Genomic DNA, 23741 nt, shown 5'->3' on the forward strand with positions numbered 1-23741 from the left:
GATTAAATGTCAGGCTGAATCATTTCATCATCTGCCGGTCTCACGAAACTGGGGGGCAAGGTGAGACCGGCAGAGCATGGCCGGATAAACCGGTCATGAAAGGGGTATGTGTCCGAATTGGCCATTCTGAAAATCGCGGAGGGCGGAGCTGATTTCTTCCGTGCTGTTCATTACAAATGGCCCATGAATAACGACAGGCTCGTCAATTGGTTCCCCGCTGAGAACCAGAAAAGAGGCATTATTCTGCGCTTCTATCCAGACATCCGTGCCGTGGCGATCCAGCAAAACCAGCTGAGCCTCACCGGCCTGCTTGTCATTATTGATTGTCACTGAGCCGCTGAGCACGACCAGCATTGCCGTATGCCCGTCGGGAATAGTCAGGGTTGCAGTTGTGTTCTGCCGCAGGCTGACATCCCATAAATTGACGGGCGTGAAGGTACGGGCAGGGCCTTTGACCTTGTTATAAGCACCGGCAATAACGCGCAGGCTGCCTGCCTTATCCGGCAGGTCAACAACTGGTATCTCTGCACTCCGTAAGTTCTGATAGCCGGGTTCTGCATTTTTATCTTTCGCAGGCAGATTGACCCAGAGCTGAACCATTTGCAGCGTGCCACCCTGTTCAGTAAAGGCGCGCGAATGCAGTTCTTCATGAAGGATGCCTTTGGCTGCCGTCATCCATTGCACATCGCCCGCACCGATCGTGCCGCCTTTGCCGGTTGAGTCCCGATGTTCGAGTTCGCCCTGATAAACAAGCGTGACTGTCTCAAAGCCGCGATGCGGATGAATGCCTATGCCCCGCCGGTCACCGGAGGCATGACCGGCAGGGCTGAATTCTGCCGGACCTGCATAGTCAAGCAGAAGAAACGGGCTGACATGATCGCCATGGCTGGCATAGGAGAAGACTGAGCGGACCGGAAAGCCATCGCCTACCCAATGCGGGCGGGGGCTGCTGTAAACACCTAATACCTTTCTCATTATCTGTCTCCTGTATTGCGCTGAATGACAGGAAGATATGAGCAGGACAAAGCTAGCGGTAGTCTGTGAAAATGCACTACAATGTCTGAAATATGAGACAATACCGTAGCGGTTTAAAATAATAAGGTTATATTCATGGAAACAGACGACATGACAGGGAGTTTCCATGCAGGATCTGAATGATCTGAGATTTTTCGTGGTTGTGGTGGAGCAGGGCGGATTTGCTGCTGCGGCACGCAAGCTGAATATGCCGCGCTCCCGTCTGAGCCGCCGCATCGGTTTGCTGGAAGACAGTCTCGGTGTGCGGTTGATCCAGCGCACAACCCGTCATTTTGCGGTGACGGAAGTCGGGCATGAATATTACCGCCATTGTGTGGCTATGCTGGTTGAGGCGGAGGCTGCGCAGGAGGTGATTGACCGGATGCGCTCGGAACCGCAGGGTATCGTGCGGGTCAGCTGCCCGTCCTCGATGATTTACTTCCAGATCGGCGACATGATTGCCCGTTTCATGCAGGAAAATCCGAAAGTTGATGTGCTGCTGGAAAGCACCAACCGCCGCGTTGATGTGCTGCGGGAAGGTTTTGATCTGGCAATCCGCGTGCGTTTTCCGCCGCTTGATGACAGCGATCTGGTTATTCGTAAACTGGCAGAAAGCCCGCAACGCCTTGTCGCCAGCCCGTCGGTGATTGCTGAAATCAACCGGCCATTGGTGCCGGCTGATCTGGCTTCTTTACCAAGCATGGCATGGGATCCGCTGCGGGTGGATCATGAATGGTGTCTGGAAAAAGCGGATGGGGCAACCGCCAGAGTGCATCACAAGCCGCGTCTGATAACGGAAGATATGGTCGCTCTGCGTATGGCCGCAATACATGGCGTTGGGGTCTGTCAGTTGCCGACAATGGTTATTCGCGATGATCTGCGTGAGGGGCGTCTGGTCGATGTGCTGCCGGAATGGGCGCCGCGTACCGGCATTCTCCACGCGGCTTTTCCGTCACGGCGCGGCTTGCTGCCTTCTGTTCGCTCGCTGCTGGATTTCCTCGGTAATGAATATGCAAAAATCGCCCGTGAAGAAACGGATTACAGCCTGACATAAATAAAAAGGGCACCATCCGGTGCCCTTTTTGATTTTGTAAATGATTAAGGTTTCCAGCGTAGCAAGCGCATGGCATTGGCGGTTACCAGAACCGTGGCACCGGTGTCGGCCAGAATGGCTGGCCACAGGCCGGTAATGCCGAGGATCGTGGTGATGAGGAACACCACCTTCAATCCAATGGCGAGCGTAATATTCTGCTTGATATTCGCCATGGTTGTTTTTGACAGGTCGATCATATTGGCAACGTCAGTCACGCGGCCATGCATGATCGCGGCATCAGCAGTTTCGAGCGCCACATCAGTACCGCCGCCCATGGCGATACCGAGATCGGCAGCGGCCAGTGCCGGAGCGTCATTGATACCGTCACCGATTTTCGCAACCACCTGCTTATCGGCTTTCAGTTCACCGACCACGCGGCGCTTGTCTGCCGGCATCATTTCCGCATGGACTTCCATGCCGAGATCGCGGCCGATCGCTTCTGCCGTACGGCGGTTGTCACCGGTCAGCATGATGGTGCGGATACCCTGAGCCTGCAGCGCTTTGATACCCTGACGCGCATCTTCACGCGGCTCATCCCGCATGGCAATGCCTCCGGCAAGCTGATCGCCGATCATTAGCAGCGAGACGGTCTTGCCCTGATCATTCATATCGGCAATGCGCTTCTGATCCGCATCGGAGATGCTGGTCTTGGCGGCAATTGCTTTAGGAGAAGCCAGCAGCACAGCTTTGCCGTCAACCGTGCCGGACACACCTTTGCCGCCGAGTGCCGCACCGTCATGTACCTGCGGCAGGGCCAGTTTCTTGTCTTCTGCAGCCTTAAGAATAGCAACAGCAAGCGGATGGCTTGAGCCTTGTTCCACAGCCGCCGCATAGCGCAGCACTTCTTCTTCCGAACTGCCAAAGGCGATAATGTCGGTAACAACAGGCTTGCCTTCTGTCAGCGTGCCGGTCTTGTCAAAGGCGGCAGCTGTCACATGACCAGCGCTTTCGAGAACCGCACCACCCTTCATCAGCAGACCACGGCGGGCACCGGAAGAAAGACCGGCGGCAATCGCGGCAGGCGTGGAAATAACCAGAGCACAAGGACAGCCGATCAGCAGAATGGCCAGACCTTTATAGATCCATTCATTCCAGTCACCACCGGCAACAAGCGGCGGTATAATCGCGACCAGAGCAGCAAGGATCATTACCGCAGGCGTGTACCAGACCGAGAAACGGTCGATAAAACGCTCGGTCGGTGCTTTGGATTCCTGTGCTTCCTCAACCTGTGCGATAATACGGGCAATGGTGTTGTTCTGCGCCGTGGCAGTGACTTTAACCCGCAGGACAGCATCGGAATTGATGGTGCCTGCGAAAACCTTGTCGCCGACTTCTTTATTCTTAGGCGTGCTTTCACCGGTCACAGGGGCTTCATTGACCGCGCTGTTTCCGCTGATAATTTCACCATCGGCGGCAATACGGTCACCCGGACGCACCAGAATAACCGCACCAAGCGCGAGAGTGGTTGCATCCTGCTCAATGATCTGACCGTCTTTTTCCACACGCGCGGTTTTTGGTACCAGATCGGCAAGACCGCGGATGGAGTTGCGGGCACGCCGTGCAGCCACACCTTCCAGAAGCTCACCGATCAGAAACAGGAAGACAACCATCGCGGCTTCTTCCACAGCACCGATAAACAGCGCGCCGACAGCGGCAACGGTCATCAGTGTTTCAATAGAGAATGGCGTGCCGAAACGGGCACCGGCCAGAGCGCGGCGGGCAATCGGTACCAGCCCCACCAGCATTGCAGCGGAGAAAATATAGATTTCATATTGCGGTACAAAATGGCCGAGAAGATAGGCCGCAACCAGTGCCGTACCCGCAGCAATGGTCAGTTTGGCTTTGCCCTGCTGCCACCATGGCTTGCTGTCTTCATCGGTGCCATGATCATGCATATGCAGAGGTGAGGTCTCTTTGGCCTGCACTTGTTTCTGCTCGTGTGCATGGCTGTGATTATGGGTTTTATGATCATGCGAGGCATGATCGTGCCCAGCGTGATCATGGTCGTCATGACTATGCTTGTGGTCATGGCCGGAGCAGCAGGCATGTGCTTCGGTTTCCGGCTCTGCAACAGCAGCGCCTTGATTGGCACCTATATAGCTGGATTTATAGCCGAGTTTTTTCAACTGGCCGGTAATGGCATCAGCTTCAACACCATTATGGGTTACAGTCATGGTGCCTTTGGTGACCGAAACATTGACATCGCTGATCTGTTTGCCAAGGCGGCGCACAGCCGTATCAATTTTCATGGCGCAGGAGGCGCAATCCATGCCTTCGACGCGGAATTTATCCTGACGGACGGGACCGGACATCTCCAATTTCCTTTTCTCTTGCATCTTTTGAGAAAGACCCTAAATGCTCTAGTGGCTATAGGAGCAAGCGGAAAATGAACAAAAAAGGTTATACGATTGGCAAAGTTGCGGCACGCAGTGGTGTTAAGGTGCCAACTATCCGTTTTTACGAGCAAATCGGGCTGATCCGCGAGCCTGAACGCACCGAGAGTCAGCGACGGGAATATGGCGCGGAAGATATTAAGCGCCTGACTTTTATCCGTCATGCCCGTGATCTCGGCTTTGAAATCAATGATATTCGTGAATTGCTGGCAATGACTGAGACGCCCAATGCGTCTTGTCATGAGGCAGATTCGATTGCGCGACGTCATCTTGATGAGATTGAAGACCGGATTGAGCGCCTGTCAGCCTTGCGCGATGAATTACGCCGCATGGTGAGTGAATGTGATCACGGACGGGTTTGTGAATGCAGGGTGATCCAGATACTCGAAGATCACAGCCAATGCGGTCACGATCACGATCATCCGGCACAGACGCTGAAATAGCATTATCACTAAGAGAGGAATGGACGTGACTGTAACTATTTACGGAATTAAAAACTGTGACACGATGCGCAAGGCACAGGACTGGCTGAACGCACAGAATATTGCATTCGATTTTCATGATTATAAGAAGGTTGGTCTGGATCGTGCCAAGCTGGAAAACTGGTGCCAGACACTGGGCTGGGAAGTGGTAATCAACCGTGCAGGTCAGACATTCCGTAAACTCGATGATGCCCAGAAGCAGGATTTGACTGAAGCCAAGGCTATTGAGCTGATGCTCGGTAATCTGTCGATGATTAAGCGTCCGGTTCTGGAAAAAGACGGCAAATTGCTGGCCGGTTTCAAACCGGAAATCTACGCGGAATTTTTCGCTTAAATCTTCAAACTGCCGTTCTCTGTTCTGTCAGAGAACGGTTTGTCTTTTATGCAGTTCCGGCTCCGCCAGATAATCCTGATAGCTGACGCAGCGTACATCCTGACGCTTGCACACATCACGGGCAAAACGCTCCAGCGCATTCCAGTAAGCGCCGTTATTCATCAGCACAAAGTGGAAGCCCATTTGCAGCGGAATACGCTGGCCGTCATATTGTTTGTTGAACGCATTCATAAAGGCATCATAGCTGCGCTGCTCAAATTGCGCTGCCTGTTCCGGTTTTTCTTTGCCGCCCGAATGACGCACATAGAGATTATAGTCCATGGCAATAACGGGTTTACGGGCAGGGCCTTCCGGTATCAGCGGCAGGCCAAAACTTTTGAGACCTGCAAGATTCTTTGGCAATTCAGGCCCTGAGGTTACGCCGCTGGCCTGATAGGCAAAACCGCTGTCACGCAGAGCTGTCTGTACCGGCTTGTCATCGGAGAGATAGGGCGCACGAAAGCCGGTGATCTTGTTATAGATCAGATCTTTCCAGCCTTCCGGTTCGCCGTCAATTTTATTGGCGCTCCATGCATTGCCGACAATAGTGCGGAATGCCTGAATTTCCTGCGCCCATTCTTTTGCCGTCCAGCTCTTGCCGTCAAAATGGCCGCAGCCGTGGCTGGCAATTTCATGGCCTTCCAGATTGGCTTTCCACACCTGATCGAGACGGGTGGCAATTTCTGCTTTATCCTGTGCAAAACCGACATTGGAGCGGCCTGCTTTCATACGCGGTGGCTGATATTGCGCACGGTCTGCGCGCTCCAGATAAAAGACGCAGGAGAGAAAATAGGTGAAATGCGCACCGGTTTCCTGCCCCAATGCGCGGCTGCGCTGCCAGAGCTTGTTATCATGCGCGCCGTCAAAGGAGATAATCACCACCTGTTTCGGGCGGGTATCAGCCGGTTTTTCCTGTTGCTGAGGCGCTGCAGGCATATCGGGCATCGCCTGCGCAGCCGTGGCCAGACACAGAGAAACCGCAAAACCGGAAAGAAGAGACTGATACATGAAAACGAAAGCTCATTGCGAAATCGGAAGCGGATTGATTAGGTATGAAATGTGGCAAAGCACAGGCAGAGAGCGCTCTGCGTCTAAATGGATGCACAAAGATGCTCTGATCTTTTGATACTGTGCCATTGATTTGAGCGCTAGAGCGGTTTACGTCCAGATTGGATCATAGCGCTCGCTCTAAATTCTTTATTTGGTCGCATTATCACGGGCGTCAAGTTGATCCAACTTGACTGTGAAATGCTCTAAGCAGCGCAAATTAAGGAATTATGCAGGAATTCGCAATCAGGACTACCATCTGTCGGCGATTCCGACTAAAAGCCGGATAGGTGTGTTAAGTCGCGGGCTGTGTATGTAGTCCGTGCTCTTGATGCATATTCGATAATCTTGACAAGTTTCACAGGGTATTCATGACAGACGACAGCTTTATCCGCGAAGTCAACGAAGAGCTCCGCTCAGAACAGGTGCGCGCTGTATGGCGGCGTTTTGGTCCGGTTTTGATCGGTGGCGCGGTAGCCGTTGTTATCGGTACAGCCGGTTATGTCGGTTATGAATATTGGCGCGAGAGCAAAGCGGCTGTGTCGGGCGACCAGTTCCTGACAGCGCTTGATCTGGCCGGTGAAAAGAAAACAGATGAAGCCCTGAGCGCGCTGAAGAAGCTGGAAACCGAAGGCGCAGGGTCATATCCGGTTCTGGCACAGTTGCGCACAGCAACATTGCTTGAGCAGAAAAAAGACATGGCCGGTGCGGTCACTGCTTTTGATGCGGTTGCGGCAGACAGCAAGGCACCGGTTGCCCTGCGCGATGTTGCCAAGCTTCGGGCGGCCTATATTCTGGTGGATACCGGCTCTTATGAAGATGTTGCCAAACGTGCGGAAACACTGAGCGCGGATGGTAATCCGATGCGCGGCTCTGCCCGTGAAGTGCTGGGTCTGGCGGCTTACAAGGCAGGTCGTGCAGACGATGCCCGCAAACTGTTCCAGCAAAATGCGGATGATGCGGCAATCCCTGCCAATCTCCGCCAGCGTGCCAATACAATGCTTGACCTGATGCGCAGCTCAGAGACTGCAGCAAAAGGCTGAAACACTCATTAGAGCGGGACGGTTCAAGTGCCGCTCTATAATACGGAAAAATAAGCTGAATGAGCTTTACACTCGCAATTATCGGACGTCCGAATGTCGGCAAGTCCACACTGTTTAACCGCATTGTCGGGCGCAAACTGGCGCTGGTCGATGATACGCCGGGTGTTACCCGTGACCGTCGTATCCACGACGGCAAGCTCTATGATCTGCATTTCAAAGTCATCGACACTGCCGGTCTGGAAATTGCCGAAGCCGGTACGCTGGAAGGCCGCATGCGCGCGCAGACTGAAGCCGCGATTGACGAGGCTGATGCGGTTCTGTTCGTGATTGATGCCAAAGCCGGTCTGACGCCGACGGATATTGAATTCGCGCAGCTGGTACGCAAATTCAGCAAGCCGATTATTCTGGTTGCCAATAAGTCTGAAGCCCGTGGCGCTGATGCCGGTCTTTATGATGCCTATCGTTTGGGTCTGGGCGAGCCTTGCCCGATCTCCGCTGAACATGGTCAGGGTCTGCCTGATCTGCGTGATGCGATTGTGGAAGCCATCGGCAAAGAAAAAGCCTTCGCGGAAGAAAAAGCCGAAGAAGAATTTACGCAGGAAAAAATCGGCGCTCTGGTTGGTGAAGATGTCAGCGATGAGGATGAGGAAATCATCCCTGAATATGACGCAACCAAGCCACTGCGCATTGCCATTGTCGGACGTCCGAATGCCGGTAAGTCCACAATGATTAATACGATGCTCGGTCAGGATCGCCTGCTGACGGGCCCTGAAGCCGGTATTACCCGCGACTCGATTTCCGTTGAGTGGGAATGGCGTGGCCGTGAGGTTAAGCTGTTCGATACCGCTGGTCTGCGCCGCAAAGCGCGCGTGCAGGAAAAGCTGGAAAAGCTCTCCGTTGCCGATGGTCTGCGCGCTATTCGTTTTGCGGAAGTGGTGATTATCGTTCTCGATGCGACCATTCCTTTTGAAAAGCAGGATTTGCAGATCATTGATCTGATTATCCGTGAAGGCCGTGCGCCGATCATCGCTTTCAATAAATGGGATCTGATTGAAGACCGTCAGGCATTGCTGGCTGATCTGCGTGAAAAGACCGAGCGTCTGCTGCCACAGGTACGTGGCATCCGCGCTGTGCCGATTTCCGGTGAAACCGGCCACGGCATTGATAAGTTGATGGAAAATGTCGAGATGACGCACCGTATCTGGAATACGCGTATCTCCACAGGTCGTCTGAACCGCTGGCTTGAAGGTGTGATTACCCATCATCCGCCACCGGCAGTGGCTGGTCGTCGTCTTAAAGTGAAGTATATGACGCAGGTTAAGACCCGTCCGCCGGGCTTTATGGTGTCGTGCTCGCGTCCTGATGTGATGCCGCAATCCTATGTGCGTTATCTCATCAATGGTCTGCGTGATACATTCGAAATGCCGGGCGTGCCAATCCGCCTGTCCTTGCGTACATCGGAAAATCCTTTTGCCGGACGGGCCAAGAAGAAACGCTGATGTCATCTTGATGATGTATTTTAAAATCCTGCCGGAAGTGTTCCGGCAGGATTTTTTATTGCCGGTAAAAGATTGGCAGGAATGCAATGCAGCTGATTTTTCTGAGCCATCCGCAGGTTGTTGTTGATCCGGCTGTGCCGGTTGAGCACTGGCATTTGTCACAAGCGGGCAGGGTCGCATTGCAACAGTTTCTCGAATGCCAAATCTGGCCGGTGCCGGATATGATCTGGAGTAGTACGGAAACCAAAGCGCAGGAGACTGCTGCTTTATTGGGCGCGTATTTTAACAAGATTGTGCAGAGCCATAGTGCCTTGGGAGAAAATGACCGCTCCGCAACGGGTTTCCTCCCTCCGGCAGAGTTTGAGCAGGTTGCTGACCAGTTCTTTGCCCAGCCGCTTCATTCCGTGCGTGGTTGGGAAAGAGCCGTGGATGCACAAGCGAGAATTTGCACGGCAGTTCGTGACATTATGGATGCTGCTGCCAAGGCTCAGCATAAGGCCGTTATCATCTGCGGTCATGGGGCAACCGGCACATTGCTTTATTGTGCGCTGGCCGGATTGCCGGTTTCCCGCCGCTATGATCAGCCCTCGCAGGGGCATTATTGGCACTATGATTATGATGCAAAACAGATGCTGCATCATTGGCGAAACATCAATGATCGCAGCTGACAGGGATTACAGTCTTGCATCGCGTTTCATGGTTCTGTAGTCAGAGAATATGCAGGTCCTGACAGTGCTGCCAGCTTGCAAAAAATTGCAGGAGCGCGGCATGGCACAAATTATTTCTACTGACATTTCATCTCTTGAACTGGCTGCAAATGCGCTGGGCACAGGCAAACTTGTGGCTCTGCCGACCGAGACTGTCTACGGACTGGCCGCTGATGCTACTAATGGCAATGCGGTTGCCGGTATTTTCTCAGCCAAAGGTCGTCCGCATTTCAATCCGCTGATTGCGCATATGGCGACGCTTGCAATGGCTGAACGTTATGTTCAGTTTGATGACATCTCCCGTAAACTTGCGGAAAAATTCTGGCCGGGGCCGCTGACACTGGTGCTGCCGGTGCGTGACGGTGCGGAAATTCATCCGCTGGTGACCGCCGGTCTGACGACACTAGCCATTCGTATGCCGCGCGGGCCGGTGCGTGAGATTATTGCCATGCTTGACCGCCCGTTAGCCGCACCGAGTGCCAATAGTTCGGGTCGCATCAGCGCCACCTCGGCACAGGCCGTGCAGGATGATCTGGGTGCCAAACTTGATCTGATCGTTGATGGCGGTGCCTGTGTAGTGGGGCTGGAATCCACCATTGTTAAAATTGAAAATGGTCAGGCATTTCTGCTGCGTCCGGGTGGTCTGGCAGCAGAAGAGATCGAAGCTTTTCTTGGCCAGCCTTTGCATCGTCTGGATCAGCGTGCGGCCATTCAGGCGCCGGGCATGATGGCGTCTCACTATGCGCCGGATGCAGCGATGCGGTTGAATGTCTCTGAAGTGCGTGAAGGCGAGGCGCTGCTGGCTTTTGGCGCACAGCGAGCAAGTGGTGCAGATAAAGTCGTTGCGGTGCTTAATCTGAGCCCAACCGGTGACTTGCATGAAGCTGCCGTGCATTTGTTTGATTATATGAAAAAACTGGATGCAGCAGGGGCGAAGACGATTGCCGTTGAGCCGGTGCCGCATCATGGTCTGGGCGAAGCAATTAATGATCGCTTAGCGCGCGCGGCTGCACCGCGGGATTAGTTGAATTTGGGCGGAAACAGATGATGACGATTTCAGAAGAGTTGATCGCACGCTTCACTGCAATTGTCGGTGAGAAAAATGCACTCCGCGATCCCGCCGATCAGATTTCTTACTTAAGCGAGCCGCGCGATCTGTTTCATGGCCGTGCTGCTTTAGTTCTGCGCCCTGCATCGGTGGATGAAGTCTCTGCCATTATGAAACTGGCCTATGAGACCGCCACACCTGTGGTGCCACAGGGCGGTAATACCGGCCTTGTCGGTGCGCAGCAGCCGGATAGCAGCGGACGGGTGATCATTCTCTCGCTGTCGCGCCTCAATAAAATCCGCAATATTGACACGATCGGCAATCTCGTCACGGTTGAAGCCGGTGTGGTTTTGCAAAATTTGCAGGAAGCCGTACAGAATGCCGGACGGTTGTTTCCTCTGTCCCTCGGCGCGGAAGGTTCCTGCCAGATCGGCGGCAATCTCTCATCCAATGCCGGCGGCACGGCTGTGCTCGCCTATGGCAATATGCGTGAATTATGCCTTGGTCTTGAAGTCGTCTTGCCGGACGGGCAGGTGCTGAATGATCTGCGCCGCGTGAAAAAAGATAATACCGGCTATGATCTGCGTGATTTGTTTATCGGTGCTGAAGGCACGCTCGGGGTTATCACCGCAGCTGTGCTGAAAATACACCCGCAGCCGAAAGGCAAAGCGGTCGCCTATGCCGGATTGCAGTCGCCGGAAGATGTGGTGCAATTGTTCCGTTTGGCGACCGATCAGGCAGGGCAGGCGCTGACCGGCTTTGAGCTGATGCCGCGCATTGGCATGGAATTTATCCTCCGCCATATCGGAGAAGCGCGTGACCCGCTGGAAAACGCCTATCCGTGGTATGTGCTGATCGAGATTTCCTCTGCGCGTTCCGAGGCCGATGCGCAGGAAATGATGGAAGCTGTTCTGACGCAAGGTTTTGAGACCGGACTGGTGCAGGATGCAGCCATTGCGCAAAATGGTGCGCAGGCTGATCTGTTCTGGAAAATGCGTGAGGAAATGTCTCCGGCGCAGAAGCCGGAAGGCGGCTCGATCAAACATGATATTTCTGTGCCTGTCGCCTCTATCCCTGCATTCCTTGCAGAAGCGGCGATTGCGGTTGAGGAAATGATCCCGTCCGCGCGTGTGGTTTGTTTCGGCCATATTGGTGACGGCAATCTGCATTATAATGTTTCGCAACCGGTCGGGGCGGATAAGCAGGCATTTCTGGCACGCTGGCATGAACTGAACCACCGCATCCATACGATTGTGATGAGTTATAATGGTTCCATCTCGGCAGAGCACGGTATCGGCGCGCTGAAGCGTGAAGAATTGCGTGCCTTTAAACAGCCGTTGGCGCTGGAACTGATGCGCCGGATCAAACAGACTTTTGATCCGAAGAATATTATGAATCCGGACAAGCTGCTCTGATCTGTTCTTGTTAATGTTTAAACATTGAGCCCCCGTTTCTTTAAGAAGCGGCGGCTCAATTGTTAAAAACAGGCCGTTTTGCCCACCGCTCATCATAAACGAGCGGTAAATATCCACATTCTGAGCAGCGAAAACGCGGTTAGCAAAAGATTGATGTGCTGTCCGGCGTGTTTAACGCGGATTTAATGTCCACAGCCTTAGCCTTAATAGCTGGTTGCTGCCGGATTGCGGTTTTCAGACAATCTTCAGATTTGGAAGCTCCGGAAGCGGTAAAATGCTGTTGGCGAAGCAGAACGGGCGCTTATTGTTTAGTTCTTGTTAAAAATCATGAATATTCGCTGATTTTCATGGTTTAAATGCTGTTTACCGGTCTTTCCGAAGTCTTACTTCTGCTTGGCAGATAGTTGGAATCTGTAAACCATTCCTGCAAAGACAGAAGCATTAACCCTGTCATTTAAGCAGATTGGTGACTTTGCCGCGCTATTCTTGTGTCCAACGAAGCCAAAAAGGCTCGCAAATATAACAGGACCGAAAATAAAAATAACAGCGGTTCTCAGAAGCAACAGGGCGCGAAAACAATGAACCAGATGCTGGAAAAACAGGACAAACCAGTTTGGGCGAGCAGGGAGATCCGTCTCGATCCTTTCCAGTTCCCGCAGAGCGTATCTTACGCTTCAACGGGCGAGCAGGAAGATGTGACTTTTACGATCAATGAGCGTGGCGCAGTGCTGCGACGCGTATTGCCTTCCAGCGGTTTGCCAATGTCGGTGGCATTGCCTGCCCATGTGTTTCTTGGTGTGACTGCCCGTGCAGTTGAAGATGAACACGGCCTGATTACTGTGACATTGGAACTGATGCATGAAGACCCGCAAATGTCTGTGCCGCTGCTGGTGGCGCATGATCTGGATGATGTTGCCGCTGACTGGCATGCATGGGCGAATGCTTACAAGCTGCCGATGCTTCTGGTTGAGGCCGATGGTGTTGCGCGTCCGCTTCATGACAGCATTGGCGGTGTTACAGCTTCGGCCAGCACAGAGCGTCGTCAGGGACAGGAACCGCGTCGTCGCCGTCCGCGTTTTCTGGCACGCCGCAAAACCGGTTCGCTGGGCGTGAGTTTGAAGATTTCTGGCCGCGAGATCATCTCGCGAGTGTAAAAAAGTTGAGATCATCTCGCGAGTTTAAAAAAAAGCTGAAATTATTTCGCGAGTTTAAAAGACAGGAAATTATTTCGCGCGTTTAAGAAACCGAAGACTGTCTCGCGCGTTAAAGAATTAAATATGTGATCTCCAGTCACAGAACATGCAAAAAACCGTATGCTTGAAGGGGCATACGGTTTTTTGCATTGTGTGGAGTTATTTCTTGCGGGAAAGAAACGCGCCGACAGCCTGTGCAGTCTCTGCAGATTTCAGGCGATCAGCAAAAATCTGCGCCTCGCGGTCGATCCGGTCTGTGAGCGGTTCGGCGGCACTGCGCAGCAAATCACGGGTTAATTGCAGAGCCGCAGGCGGGCGTGCGGCAAGCTTTTGAGCGGTTTTCAGCACTTCCGCTTCCAGTTCATCTTCCGCCACAACGCGCCAGACAATACCGGCTTCCAGCGCCTGTTGTGCGGTCATGGCTTCTCCCATTGCCAGCAGGGCAAAGGCACGCTGATAGCCCATTATTTTAGGGCCGAGCAGGCTTGAACCGGCTTCCGGCACCAGACCGAGATCAACAAATGGCGTGTGGAACACAGAGCGCGGTGTGGCAAAGGTCAGGTCGCAATGCAGGTTCAGCGTGGTGCCGACGCCGATTGCCAGTCCGTCCACACCGGAGATCAGCGATTTGCGTGTCAGTGCAAGCGTGTGCAGAAAGTCGATAATCTCCTCACCGAGACTGCCTTGCGACAGGGCTGCATGCATAAAGTCCTGCATGTCATTACCGGCGGAGAAGGCACCGGGCTGACCTAGAATAACGCTGACACGGATAGTGTCGTCGGTATCAGCTTGTTTCAGCGCCTCGGCAATACCGTGATACATATCACGGGTGATGGCGTTTTTCTTTTCCGGCCGGTTGAGGCGGATAATCTGCACAGCATCCTGACGTTCAATCTGAAGAAATTCGCTCATCATCAAATATCCTGCAAAATTGTTGCGGCATTGCTCAGGCTGGCTGCGCCATTAAACACGACCTGTTTAAGCGCCGCAGTTTCCTGAAGCGTGTTTTCGGCAAAGAATGCGGCAAGGGCAGCAGTCCGGTCGTCATGCAATCCGGCGGCTTTGGTGAGATAAAGCGCGCCGACAGTCAGCGAGAGCAGGCGCTGATAGGGGGTAGCACCGCAAAGCGCTGTCTGACTATCGCCTTTGACAAGACAATCTTGCAGGAAGCGGGTGGCTTCTTCTGTAGCATCCAGCGCGGATTCAAGCTGCGGAGCGATTGCGGAGAGCTTGCCGGAGGTTTTGGCCTGTCCGGCAATATCGCGTAATTCCTGCAGGAAACCATGAATATGACCACCATTTTCCAGTGGTAATTTGCGCATCACCAGATCCATGGCCTGAATACCATTGGTGCCTTCATAAATCGGCAGGATACGTGCATCACGCAGCAACTGCGCGGCGCCGGTTTCTTCAATATAGCCCATGCCGCCATGCACCTGAATGCCGAGGGATGCAACATCCACGCCGCTATCGGTGGAGAAAGCCTTGGCAAGCGGGGTCAGCAGGCTGGCACGGTTTGCCCAAAAGTCCGCTTTGGTGCTGTCGGCTTTGGCCATATCCAGCGCCTGTGCGCAGGAGTAGCAAATCGCACGGGAAGCCTGTGTCAGCCCCTTCATGGTCAGCAACATGCGCTGGACATCCGGATGCTCGATGATCGGGCTCATTTCTGCGCCCTTCGGTGCATTCAGGGAACGTCCCTGACGGCGCTCCGCCGCATAGGCACGGGCTTTCTGATAGGCAGCTTCGGCAATCGCAACACCCTGAATGCCGACCAGCAAACGGGCATTGTTCATCATGGTGAACATATAGACGAGGCCTTTATGTTCCTCGCCGATCAGATAGCCGACAGCGCCTTTGTCACCTGTATCACCAAAACCGTCACCATAAATCATGGTGCAGGTCGGTGAGGCGTGAAGGCCGAGCTTTTCTTCCAGTCCGGCGCAGAACACATCATTGCGTGCGCCGAGCGAGCCGTCTTCATTGACCAGATATTTCGGCACCAGAAACAGCGAAATTCCCTTAGTGCCTGCCGGTGCATCGGGCAGGCGCGCCAGCACCAGATGCACGATATTATCGGTCAGATCATGCTCACCATAGGTGATGAAGATTTTTTGCCCGAAAATCCGGTATGTCCCGTCATCCGCCCGTTCAGCACGGCAACGCAAAGCACCGAGATCGGAACCAGCCTGCGGTTCGGTGAGGTTCATGGTGCCTGACCATTCACCGGAAATCAGTTTTTCCAGATAGGTGTTTTTCAGTTCATCGCTGGCATGATGTTCCAGTGCTTCAACTGCACCCATCGTCAGGGTTGAGGCAATAGCAAAACCAAGGGAGCCGGAGTTCCACATTTCCGCAACGGCAACCGAGAGCAAAGTTGGCAGGCCTTGGCCGCCATAGGCAGGATCGCCGGTCAGGGCGTTCCAGCCGCCATCCGTCCAGTCTTTGTAAAGTTCTTTCCAGCCTTCTGCTGTGGTGACCTGCGTATCTTTCAGGGTTGCGCCCTGATGATCGCCTTTGGTGCGTAGCGGAGTGATGCGCGTCTCGCTGAACTTTGCTGCTTCCTGCAAAATGGCTTCAACAATATCCGGTGATAATTCTGAAAACAGATCGGTTTTCAAAAGCTCCGGCAGGTCTGCAACCTGATTGAGTGTCTGGCTGATTTCAGCAAGTGGCGCGCGATACATCTGCTTCCTCCGTTTGGCGCATTCCGTTGAAAGAATGCAGCCGTAATTCTCCTACAAATATTGGTATCGGCTTATTACGTAAACGTCAATAAAATCTCAGAAAAGCAAAACAAGAAAAAACCCGCCGGAAAGGCGGGTTTTAAAAGCATGATCCCAAAAAGTGGGAACCGGTTTTTGGATAAGATTATGCTCAAATAAAGAGTTCAAACGGGATGATAATTTAATTTAACATCATTCCGTTTGAAAAGGCTTTATCGGGCTGATTTTTCCCGTTCAACGGCGCGCCAACCAATATCTGAACGACAGAAACCTTCTGGCCAGTCGATTTTAGACACAGCCTGATAGGCTTTCGCCTGAGCTTCGGAGACTGTCTTTCCGGTGGCCGTTACATTGAGAACGCGACCGCCATTAGCCAGCAGCTCGCCATCTTTATGCACAGTGCCCGCATGGAACACTTTCACATCCGGCAGAGCATCAGCCTCTTCAACGCCTTTGATGACTGTACCTTTGCGCGGGGAGGCCGGATAGCCTTCCGCTGCCATCACCACGGTGAGGGCGGCATCATCGCTCCAGCGGATTGAAACCTGATCCAGCATTTTATTGACCGCTGCCAGCATTATCACCAGCAGGTCGTCTTTGAGGCGGGTCATCAGTACCTGACATTCGGGGTCGCCGAAGCGGGTATTATATTCAATCAGCTTAGGGCCATCTTTACCGATCATCAGACCGGCAAACAACACGCCGCTGAAAGGTGCGCCGATCTCGGCCATGCCGCGCATTGTCGGTTCGATCAGCTCCTTCATCACCCGTTCCGTCATGGCTTCATCCATGATTGGCGCAGGGGAATAAGCGCCCATGCCGCCGGTATTGGCACCGGTATCACCGTCACCAACGCGCTTATGATCCTGCGCGCTGCCGAAAGGCAAAGCTGTGGTGCCGTCACAAATGCAGAAGAAGCTGGCTTCTTCACCGTCAAGAAACTCCTCAACCACAACTTCAGCACCGGCATCACCGAAATGGCCTTCAAAACAGGCATCCACGGCATCCAGTGCTTCTTCCAAAGTCATGGCAACGACCACGCCCTTACCGGCGGCAAGGCCATCGGCTTTAACGACAATCGGCGCACCTTGTTCGCGGATATAGGCCTTGGCCTTTGGCGCATTGTTGAAGCGGCCATAGCTGCCGGTCGGAATATCAAAACGGGCGCAGAGATCTTTGGTAAAACCTTTGGAGCCTTCCAGCTGAGCCGCGGCCTGTGAAGGGCCGAATACTTTAATGCCTGCAGCGATCAGCGGATCGGTAATACCGGTTACCAGCGGCGCTTCAGGGCCGACCACCACCAGATCAATCTCAAAGCTGTGGCAGAAGGCAATCACAGCGTCATGATCGTCAATATCCAGATCAATCAGTGTGGCACATTCAGCAATGCCCGGATTGCCCGGTGTGCAATAGAGAGTGCCGAGCAGCGGAGATGCCGCCAGTTTCCAGCTGAGCGCGTGTTCACGGCCACCGGAGCCGATCAGCAGAACTTTAAGAGCGTCTGAGGGGGAGGTGGTCACAGGCATTTCTCCATATGTGCTTGAGGCTTGCTCCTCCTTTACGAAATCGCTAGAGAATTTAAAAGCATTTATGAGAATGCAACTGCGAAAGGTTTGCATAACATGGTTCAGATTCAGGCACGCGGACAAACGGGCAAGGTTATGGACGCGCCGTCCGGCCATTGGGTCTACCGGTTATTGCCGCCAAGCCTGTGGCCTTATGCGCAGCTTGCCCGCTGGGATCGCCCGATTGGCTGGCAGCTGCTGCTCTGGCCATGCCTGTGGTCTGCAGCTTTGGTAGCGAGTGCCGGTGCCAAACCGGGTGACGATATCTGGACTGTGCTGCCTTCGCTTTGGCATATGGTGCTGTTCCTGATCGGCGCTATTGCCATGCGTGGTGCCGGTTGCACGCTCAATGATCTGGCGGATCAGGATATTGACGATAAGGTTGCGCGCACCCGTTCCCGCCCGCTGCCATCCGGTCAGGTCAGTCGTAAACAAGCTTGGGTTTTCTTAGGCCTGCAATGTCTGGCCGGTCTTGCTGTGGTGCTGCAATTTAACTGGTTCACCGTTGCTTTGAGTTTTGCATCGCTGGTGATTGTTGCAGCCTATCCGTTTATGAAACGTATTACTGACTGGCCGCAGCTGGTGCTGGGTATGGCTTTTTCGTGGGGGGCATTGGTGGCTTGGTCGGCACAAACCGGTTCTCTGTCACTTTCGCCTGTGCTGCTTTATATCGGCGCGATCCTGTGGACGATCGGTTATGATACGATTTATGCCCATCAGGATAAGGAGGATGATGCGCTGGTGGGCGTGCGCTCGACTGCCCGTTTGTTCGGCGAGAAAACCAAATTGGCACTGATGCTGCTTTATGGTGGTGCGCTGATGTGCTTTGCCGGTGCGTTTGCCGTGGCAGAAGTGCCGATGCCTGCACTGGCCGGTTTGCTTGCAGCCGGTGTGCATCTCTACCGCCAGATCGTTGTGCTGGATATTGATAATCCGGAGCAATGCCTGCGCCTGTTCCGTTCCAATAATATTGTCGGCTGGCTGATCTTTGCCGGTCTGGTGCTCGGCTCTTTGTGGGTTGTGGTTAAACCGGTGATCTGATCCGGATCAGATAATAAAAAAGCCGCTCTGAAAAAGAGCGGCTTTTTTATTTACGGATAGAATTTCTGTGTTGTCCAATCGCCTTCCGGTGCATCGCGTTTGAAGATCAAACGATCATGCAGGCGGAACGGACGGTCATGCCAGAATTCGATATAGGTTGGTTTGATGCGGAAGCCCGACCAGTATTCAGGGCGCGGAATTTCACCGATGGCATAGCGCGCAGTATATTCGGCAACCGCTTTTTCCAGTGCAAAACGGCTTTCCAGCGGGCGGGATTGTTTGGAGGCCCATGCGCCGATACGGCTGCCGCGCGGGCGCGACTTGTAATAGGCGTCAGCTTCCTCTGCCGTTACCTGTTCGACAGGACCGCGCACACGGATCTGACGGCGCAGGGATTTCCAGTGGAAGCACATGGCTGCTTTGCCGGCTGACAGGATTTCGCAACCCTTCTGGCTCTCGTAATTTGTATAAAATACAAAGCCATGCTCATCGAAATCTTTCAGCAGCACCATGCGCACATTCGGCATGCCGCTTTCGTCTACGGTTGCCACTGCAACAGCATTCGGATCATTCGGCTCGGATTTTGTTGCATCCTCTAACCATTCTGCAAACAGACGAAAAGGCTCGGTCGCAGTTGTAAAATCATTCGCTGATGTCGTCATATCGGTATGTTCACTTGCTTGGTAATCGGAAGGCTTCAGCGGTGTTTAACCCGCGCTTCCATCATCATGACCAGCATAAGTTGCATGACCGGCAGTGCTTGTGAAGACCCGCAAGTTTATTATTGTACAAAAAACCGGCTGAGATATCGGATGGAGGCCGCCTTGCGTCTTTAGTCTGCGGATCGGAAATAGCCGCGAAAACAACAAGAAATAATCACAAAACGCGAATAAACGAGCGCATATGCGGAATGCTGTGAAAACATGTTTCAGAAGGCTTTGACGGCTGCTATCGATTTGTTTACCTTCTGCACAAACCGCTTGTTAACGCAGACCGGCACATAATAAACGCCTGTTTTCAATTAACACCGGAATGTCTTTACGGATATTCTGTTCTTCAGCCTGTCAGGACGATCATTTGCCAGTCACTACAATGACTTCAGAATTACGGAAAAGCGGTTTTTTGCAGTTGATGCGGGGGGCATCCTGCCGTTTTCTTATGGTCGCCTGTACTGTTTCTGTCCTGTCCGGCTGCGCAATGTCCGGTTTTGATCTTGAAAAAGCGATGCCGGATAAAAACAGTATTACCGGTTCTGTCGCAAAACAGCCTGCTGTGACAGCAGAAGTCAATGACAGCAGTAAAGTATCGGATCAGAATACCATCCGGAATGTGGTCTCCGCTCTGAACTTCACGCAATGGGGTAAGACACCGATCCCTTGGGCTAATCCGGATACCGGCAGTCAGGGGACAATCACGACTGTCGCCGAGAAAAAGACGGATGCCGGACTGTGCCGCGAATTTGAAACCTCGCGCGAAGCCTTTGACGGTGCTGCACTTTATCGCGGACAGGCCTGTATGGCGCAGGGCGGTGCCTGGGCTTTAACCTCTTTTGCCCCGATTTAACAATTATACGGAAATTGAAGGCCAAGTTTTGCAGATGAACGGCTATATTTGCCGTTTAACATCTGGAAAACAGCCGTATTGATACGCATATTGCTGTATAAAAGCATGCCGGAACCATGCCGCGAAACACTGTCGCTGTCTTTACAAGCTGATCGGGTGTTTAATCCGCGCGGTAAAATGGTGCCGTATATGCTAAAGCGTGTTGTGTGAAGTTTGATCTACTGCACTCGCTTTATCTTTTTGATTTGACGCATGTCTTTGTCCCAAAACCGGTACCCGCTTTGGGGAGACATGCGCTAAGCTCTTATCAGATGACAGGTGATTCTGTTTAGCAATCACCGCAGCCATGAAGGAATATTATGCGCGATCCCTATAGCGTATTGGGCGTCGCTAAAACGGCGAAGCCTGAAGAAGTAAAATCTGCTTTTCGTAAACTGGCCAAGAAATATCATCCGGACCAGAATCAGGATGATCCGAAGGCACAGGAGAAATTTGCCGAAATTAATCAGGCCTATGAAATTATCGGCGACAAAGACAAGCGCGGTCAGTTTGACCGTGGCGAGATTGATGCCGAAGGAAAGCCGGCAGGTTTTGCCGGTCATGGTTTTGGTAGCCAAGGTGGTGGTTTTCAGGGCGATCCGTTCGCCGGTTTCCGTCGTGGTGGTGCTGGCGGGCAAGGTGGCTTCCAGCAGGGTGGTTTTGACGGCGCAGAGGACATTCTGAGCAGCATTTTCGGTGGTGGCTTTGGAGGCGGCGGAAGCCGTACACGCAGCCGCGCACCGTCAAAAGCGCCGGATTTGAAAGCCTCGATCTCTGTTTCTCTGGAACAGGCGGCAGGAGCCGAGAAGGTTGAGGCGGTTTTCCCGAACGGCAAGAAACTGTCGATCAAACTGCCGAAATATGTTGAGGACGGCCAGACGATCCGCCTGAAAGGTCAGGGAGAAACCATTTCCGGTGCTGTTGACGGCGATGCATTGGTAACAATCAATTTCAAAAAACACCCGCGTTTCCGTCAGGACGGGCGTGATTTGCATCTTGATTTGCCGGTGCAGCTCAGTGATGCGGTGCTTGGTGCCCGTGCGGAAGTGGAAACTTTGAGCGGGCGTGTGGCTGTGCGTATTCCTGCCTGGTCAAGCTCGGATAAGATTTTGCGTCTGAAGGGCAAAGGATTGCCTAATAAAACGGGAGATGCTGCGGATTTATTCGTGCATATCCGGATTATGTTGCCTGAAAATGGTGATGAAGAGCTCGAATCGCTATTGCGTTCACGGGCAGGATAAAGTGATTCACGGGTGGATTCGCGCCCGTGAATACTGCTTTATATTGCTGACGGGAACCGTTACATATTAGAAACAACAAGCTGATATTTGCACTTAAATACCTGCTTTCAAGGGGAAGGGGGACAAAATTTACTGTCCTTGCTTGAAGCCAATGCTGTGCTGTGCGATAGGCAGCTATTCAGATTATATTTTTTTATGAGGTATGGTGAATGACCACCAAATCCGGTTTGTTGCAAGGAAAACGCGGGCTGATCTTGGGTCTGGCCAATAATCGCTCAATCGCCTGGGGTATTGCCAAGGCTGCACGGGATGCCGGTGCGGAGATCGCTTTAACTTATCAGGGCGATGCGATGAAGAAGCGCGTCGAGCCGCTTGCGGCTGAACTGGACGCGCTGGTCTGCGGCCATTGCGACGTGACTGACGACGCATCCATGGATGCGGTTTTCGCTCTGATCGAAGAGAAATGGGGCAAGCTCGACTTCCTCGTTCATGCTATCGGCTTCTCCGATAAAGATGAGCTGACCGGCCGTTATCTCGATACTTCGGCAGAAAACTTCTCCAACACAATGCTGATCTCGGTTTATTCCTTCACTGCGCTGGCCAAGCGCGCGGAAAAACTGATGACAGATGGTGGTTCAATGCTGACACTCACCTATTACGGTGCAGAAAAAGTTATGCCGAACTACAATGTGATGGGTGTTGCCAAGGCCGCTCTGGAAGCCAGCGTGAAATATCTCGCTGTTGATCTTGGTCCGCAGAATATCCGCGTTAATGCGATCTCTGCCGGTCCGATCAAGACGCTTGCGGCTTCGGGTATCGGCGATTTCCGCTATATTCTGAAATGGAACGAGTATAACGCACCGCTGCGTCGTACCGTCAGCATTGAAGAAGTCGGCGATTCAGGCCTGTATTTCCTCTCCGATCTTTCCCGTTCCGTGACCGGTGAAGTTCACCACGTGGACAGCGGTTATCATACAATCGGTATGAAAGCCGTGGATGCACCGGATATTTCGGTTGTAAAAGACTGAGGACAGCAGGAATGGCACGGGAAATCATTTACTTCTCGCGTCATGGCGAGACGGACTGGAATGTCTCCCAGCGTGTGCAGGGGCAGATGGACATTGATATCAATGCCCATGGCCGCACACAGGCTGATCGCAACGGCGATATGCTGAAGTCGCTGATTGGTACTGCAGAAGGATTTGACTTTGTTGCAAGTCCTCTGCGCCGTACCCGTGAGACGATGGAGCGTATCCGCACCCGTATGGGGCTCGACCCGCTGGCTTACCGCACCGATCCTTTGCTGATGGAGGTGCATTTCGGTGACTGGCAGGGGCATATGATGGAAGAGTTTGAGGCTGCCGGTGTCGGCAGTGCAAGTCTCTTGCAGCAGCGCGAGCGTGACAAATGGAACTTTGTTCCGCCGGGTGAACATGCCGAAAGCTACATGATTCTTTCAGGACGCGTTGCCAAATGGCTTGAAAGCGTGAAGGGCAAAACAGTGTGTGTGACCCATGGCGGTTGTATTCGCACCTTGTTTTATCTGGTTGAAGGCATGAGCGGGCAGGATGCTGCGCATCTTTCCGTGCCGCAGGACAAGCTTCTGAAGCTTGAAAACAACCGTCTTGAATGGGTCTGAGTTGCAGCTTCTATAAATAAAAAAAGCGCCGGAAACGGCGCTTTTGTCATTTTATGATGGCCGGTAATTACGGTTTTAACCGCCGTCGGCTTCGTCAATATTGCTGATATAGCGAACATTATCGACGAGATCATAGGTCACGATAACCTTCATACCCTTTTCAATCGCACTATAATCGAATTCTCCGGGCAGACGGTAATCTTTGCCATTGTCCAGCGTAATGGTTTCCGTATCTTCATTGATCTTGGTGATCTTACCCTCAGCATCGTCTGCAAGCGCAGTGCCTGCAAAGAGCGGGGCGAGTAACACCGTGAGAATGGCCAAAATACGCATGAGAAATCCTTGTGCGTTATAAAATCCGGTTCCGAAGCTGCAGGTCAATTATGGCATTAGCACGACCTGCTTCTCTGAAACGCTCTGCTGGAGAGACTAGATCATATCCGCAGATTTTCGCAACATTTTCCGGTTGTTTGGTGCCGATACCGCAAACAGTATCGATTAGCGCCGCTTTTTTGTGCGCCGGTCTTTCTCTCGTTTGACCACTGCTTAAAAGGCGAATAGAAACAGATTACCAAACTGAAATTAAAATGAGCCGCAAAGAACCGGTTCAATCTTGGGGTTTT

22 protein-coding genes are annotated in these 23741 nt (G+C 52.9%); 14 read left to right on the top strand and 8 right to left on the bottom strand.

Going from position 1 to position 23741, the window contains the following annotated elements; translation table 11 throughout:
* Positions 1–93 precede the first annotated feature (93 nt).
* The gene (locus LDL70_RS03450) at positions 94–975 is read right to left on the bottom strand and encodes a pirin family protein (RefSeq protein ID WP_225687094.1); all 882 of its coding nucleotides are present in this window, start codon (positions 973–975) and stop codon (positions 94–96) included.
* A 166-nt stretch (positions 976–1141) separates the two neighbouring features.
* Between LDL70_RS03450 and LDL70_RS03455 the strand changes: the two genes are divergently transcribed.
* Positions 1142–2068 (top strand): LysR family transcriptional regulator, encoded by a 927-nt coding sequence (locus LDL70_RS03455; RefSeq protein ID WP_022711182.1) that lies wholly within the window; start codon positions 1142–1144, stop codon positions 2066–2068.
* A 44-nt stretch (positions 2069–2112) separates the two neighbouring features.
* Here the strand turns inward: LDL70_RS03455 and LDL70_RS03460 are convergent, their stop codons facing one another.
* The gene (locus LDL70_RS03460; RefSeq protein WP_225687096.1) at positions 2113–4419 is read right to left on the bottom strand and encodes a heavy metal translocating P-type ATPase; all 2307 of its coding nucleotides are present in this window, start codon (positions 4417–4419) and stop codon (positions 2113–2115) included.
* 74 nt (positions 4420–4493) lie between these two features.
* Here LDL70_RS03460 and LDL70_RS03465 point away from each other — a divergent pair, with 74 nt between their 5' ends.
* Positions 4494–4943 carry a helix-turn-helix domain-containing protein gene (locus LDL70_RS03465; RefSeq protein ID WP_225687098.1) on the top strand — a complete coding sequence of 150 codons (450 nt, stop codon included), beginning with the start codon at positions 4494–4496 and terminating at the stop codon, positions 4941–4943.
* Between the two features lie 25 nt (positions 4944–4968).
* Positions 4969–5316, top strand: coding sequence for an ArsC family reductase (locus tag LDL70_RS03470; RefSeq protein WP_225687107.1), 348 nt, complete (start codon positions 4969–4971; stop codon positions 5314–5316).
* 27 nt (positions 5317–5343) lie between these two features.
* Here LDL70_RS03470 and LDL70_RS03475 read toward each other — a convergent pair whose 3' ends face one another.
* Positions 5344–6363, bottom strand: coding sequence for a polysaccharide deacetylase family protein (locus LDL70_RS03475; RefSeq protein ID WP_225687116.1), 1020 nt, complete (start codon positions 6361–6363; stop codon positions 5344–5346).
* Between the two features lie 410 nt (positions 6364–6773).
* Between LDL70_RS03475 and LDL70_RS03480 the strand changes: the two genes are divergently transcribed.
* The 6 genes from LDL70_RS03480 (at position 6774) to LDL70_RS03505 (ending at position 13268) form a co-directional block, all read left to right on the top strand.
* Complete coding sequence (locus LDL70_RS03480; RefSeq protein ID WP_022711177.1) at positions 6774–7445, top strand: tetratricopeptide repeat protein; 672 nt, start codon at positions 6774–6776, stop codon at positions 7443–7445.
* A gap of 59 nt (positions 7446–7504) precedes the next feature.
* Complete coding sequence (der, locus tag LDL70_RS03485) at positions 7505–8944, top strand: ribosome biogenesis GTPase Der (protein WP_151158317.1); 1440 nt, start codon at positions 7505–7507, stop codon at positions 8942–8944.
* An 86-nt stretch (positions 8945–9030) separates the two neighbouring features.
* Positions 9031–9612 carry a histidine phosphatase family protein gene (locus LDL70_RS03490; RefSeq protein WP_225687117.1) on the top strand — a complete coding sequence of 194 codons (582 nt, stop codon included), beginning with the start codon at positions 9031–9033 and terminating at the stop codon, positions 9610–9612.
* A 100-nt stretch (positions 9613–9712) separates the two neighbouring features.
* Positions 9713–10675 (top strand): L-threonylcarbamoyladenylate synthase, encoded by a 963-nt coding sequence (locus tag LDL70_RS03495; protein WP_225687128.1) that lies wholly within the window; start codon positions 9713–9715, stop codon positions 10673–10675.
* A gap of 20 nt (positions 10676–10695) precedes the next feature.
* Positions 10696–12114: an FAD-binding oxidoreductase gene (locus LDL70_RS03500; protein WP_225687130.1), complete on the top strand. Its 1419-nt coding sequence runs from the start codon at positions 10696–10698 to the stop codon at positions 12112–12114.
* Positions 12115–12701: 587 nt separating this feature from the next.
* On the top strand, positions 12702–13268 hold the full coding sequence (locus LDL70_RS03505) for a DUF6101 family protein (protein ID WP_221721002.1): 567 nt from the start codon (positions 12702–12704) through the stop codon (positions 13266–13268).
* Between the two features lie 198 nt (positions 13269–13466).
* On the opposite strand, the gene LDL70_RS03510 is transcribed toward LDL70_RS03505, so the two are convergent.
* The 3 genes from LDL70_RS03510 to purD all read right to left on the bottom strand — a co-directional run bounded on the left by LDL70_RS03510 (position 13467) and on the right by purD (position 17550).
* Entirely contained in the window at positions 13467–14219 is a 753-nt protein-coding gene (locus LDL70_RS03510; protein WP_225688361.1) for a crotonase/enoyl-CoA hydratase family protein, read from the bottom strand.
* Between the two features lie 2 nt (positions 14220–14221).
* Positions 14222–15991, bottom strand: a complete 1770-nt coding sequence (locus tag LDL70_RS03515) for an acyl-CoA dehydrogenase (protein WP_225687140.1) — start codon at positions 15989–15991, stop codon at positions 14222–14224.
* A 251-nt stretch (positions 15992–16242) separates the two neighbouring features.
* Positions 16243–17550: a phosphoribosylamine--glycine ligase gene (gene purD / locus LDL70_RS03520; RefSeq protein ID WP_225687147.1), complete on the bottom strand. Its 1308-nt coding sequence runs from the start codon at positions 17548–17550 to the stop codon at positions 16243–16245.
* 102 nt (positions 17551–17652) lie between these two features.
* Between purD and ubiA the strand changes: the two genes are divergently transcribed.
* Positions 17653–18636: a 4-hydroxybenzoate octaprenyltransferase gene (gene ubiA, locus LDL70_RS03525; protein ID WP_075654798.1), complete on the top strand. Its 984-nt coding sequence runs from the start codon at positions 17653–17655 to the stop codon at positions 18634–18636.
* A gap of 50 nt (positions 18637–18686) precedes the next feature.
* Here ubiA and pdxH read toward each other — a convergent pair whose 3' ends face one another.
* Positions 18687–19298 (bottom strand): pyridoxamine 5'-phosphate oxidase, encoded by a 612-nt coding sequence (gene pdxH, locus LDL70_RS03530; protein WP_022711642.1) that lies wholly within the window; start codon positions 19296–19298, stop codon positions 18687–18689.
* 430 nt (positions 19299–19728) lie between these two features.
* Between pdxH and LDL70_RS03535 the strand changes: the two genes are divergently transcribed.
* The 4 genes from LDL70_RS03535 to LDL70_RS03550 all read left to right on the top strand — a co-directional run bounded on the left by LDL70_RS03535 (position 19729) and on the right by LDL70_RS03550 (position 23118).
* Positions 19729–20199, top strand: coding sequence for an RT0821/Lpp0805 family surface protein (locus tag LDL70_RS03535; RefSeq protein ID WP_370637800.1), 471 nt, complete (start codon positions 19729–19731; stop codon positions 20197–20199).
* Positions 20200–20558: 359 nt separating this feature from the next.
* Positions 20559–21479, top strand: coding sequence for a DnaJ C-terminal domain-containing protein (locus tag LDL70_RS03540; protein WP_225687158.1), 921 nt, complete (start codon positions 20559–20561; stop codon positions 21477–21479).
* A 209-nt stretch (positions 21480–21688) separates the two neighbouring features.
* Positions 21689–22507 (top strand): enoyl-ACP reductase FabI, encoded by an 819-nt coding sequence (gene fabI, locus LDL70_RS03545; RefSeq protein WP_116087060.1) that lies wholly within the window; start codon positions 21689–21691, stop codon positions 22505–22507.
* Between the two features lie 11 nt (positions 22508–22518).
* On the top strand, positions 22519–23118 hold the full coding sequence (locus LDL70_RS03550; protein WP_116087062.1) for a histidine phosphatase family protein: 600 nt from the start codon (positions 22519–22521) through the stop codon (positions 23116–23118).
* Positions 23119–23193: 75 nt separating this feature from the next.
* On the opposite strand, the gene LDL70_RS03555 is transcribed toward LDL70_RS03550, so the two are convergent.
* On the bottom strand, positions 23194–23451 hold the full coding sequence (locus LDL70_RS03555) for a DUF1344 domain-containing protein (RefSeq protein ID WP_022709980.1): 258 nt from the start codon (positions 23449–23451) through the stop codon (positions 23194–23196).
* Between the last annotated feature and the right edge of the window lie 290 nt (positions 23452–23741).

This window comes from Pseudochrobactrum sp. XF203 (assembly GCF_020341615.1).
In the GTDB taxonomy this organism is placed as follows: Bacteria; Pseudomonadota; Alphaproteobacteria; order Rhizobiales; family Rhizobiaceae; genus Pseudochrobactrum; species Pseudochrobactrum saccharolyticum.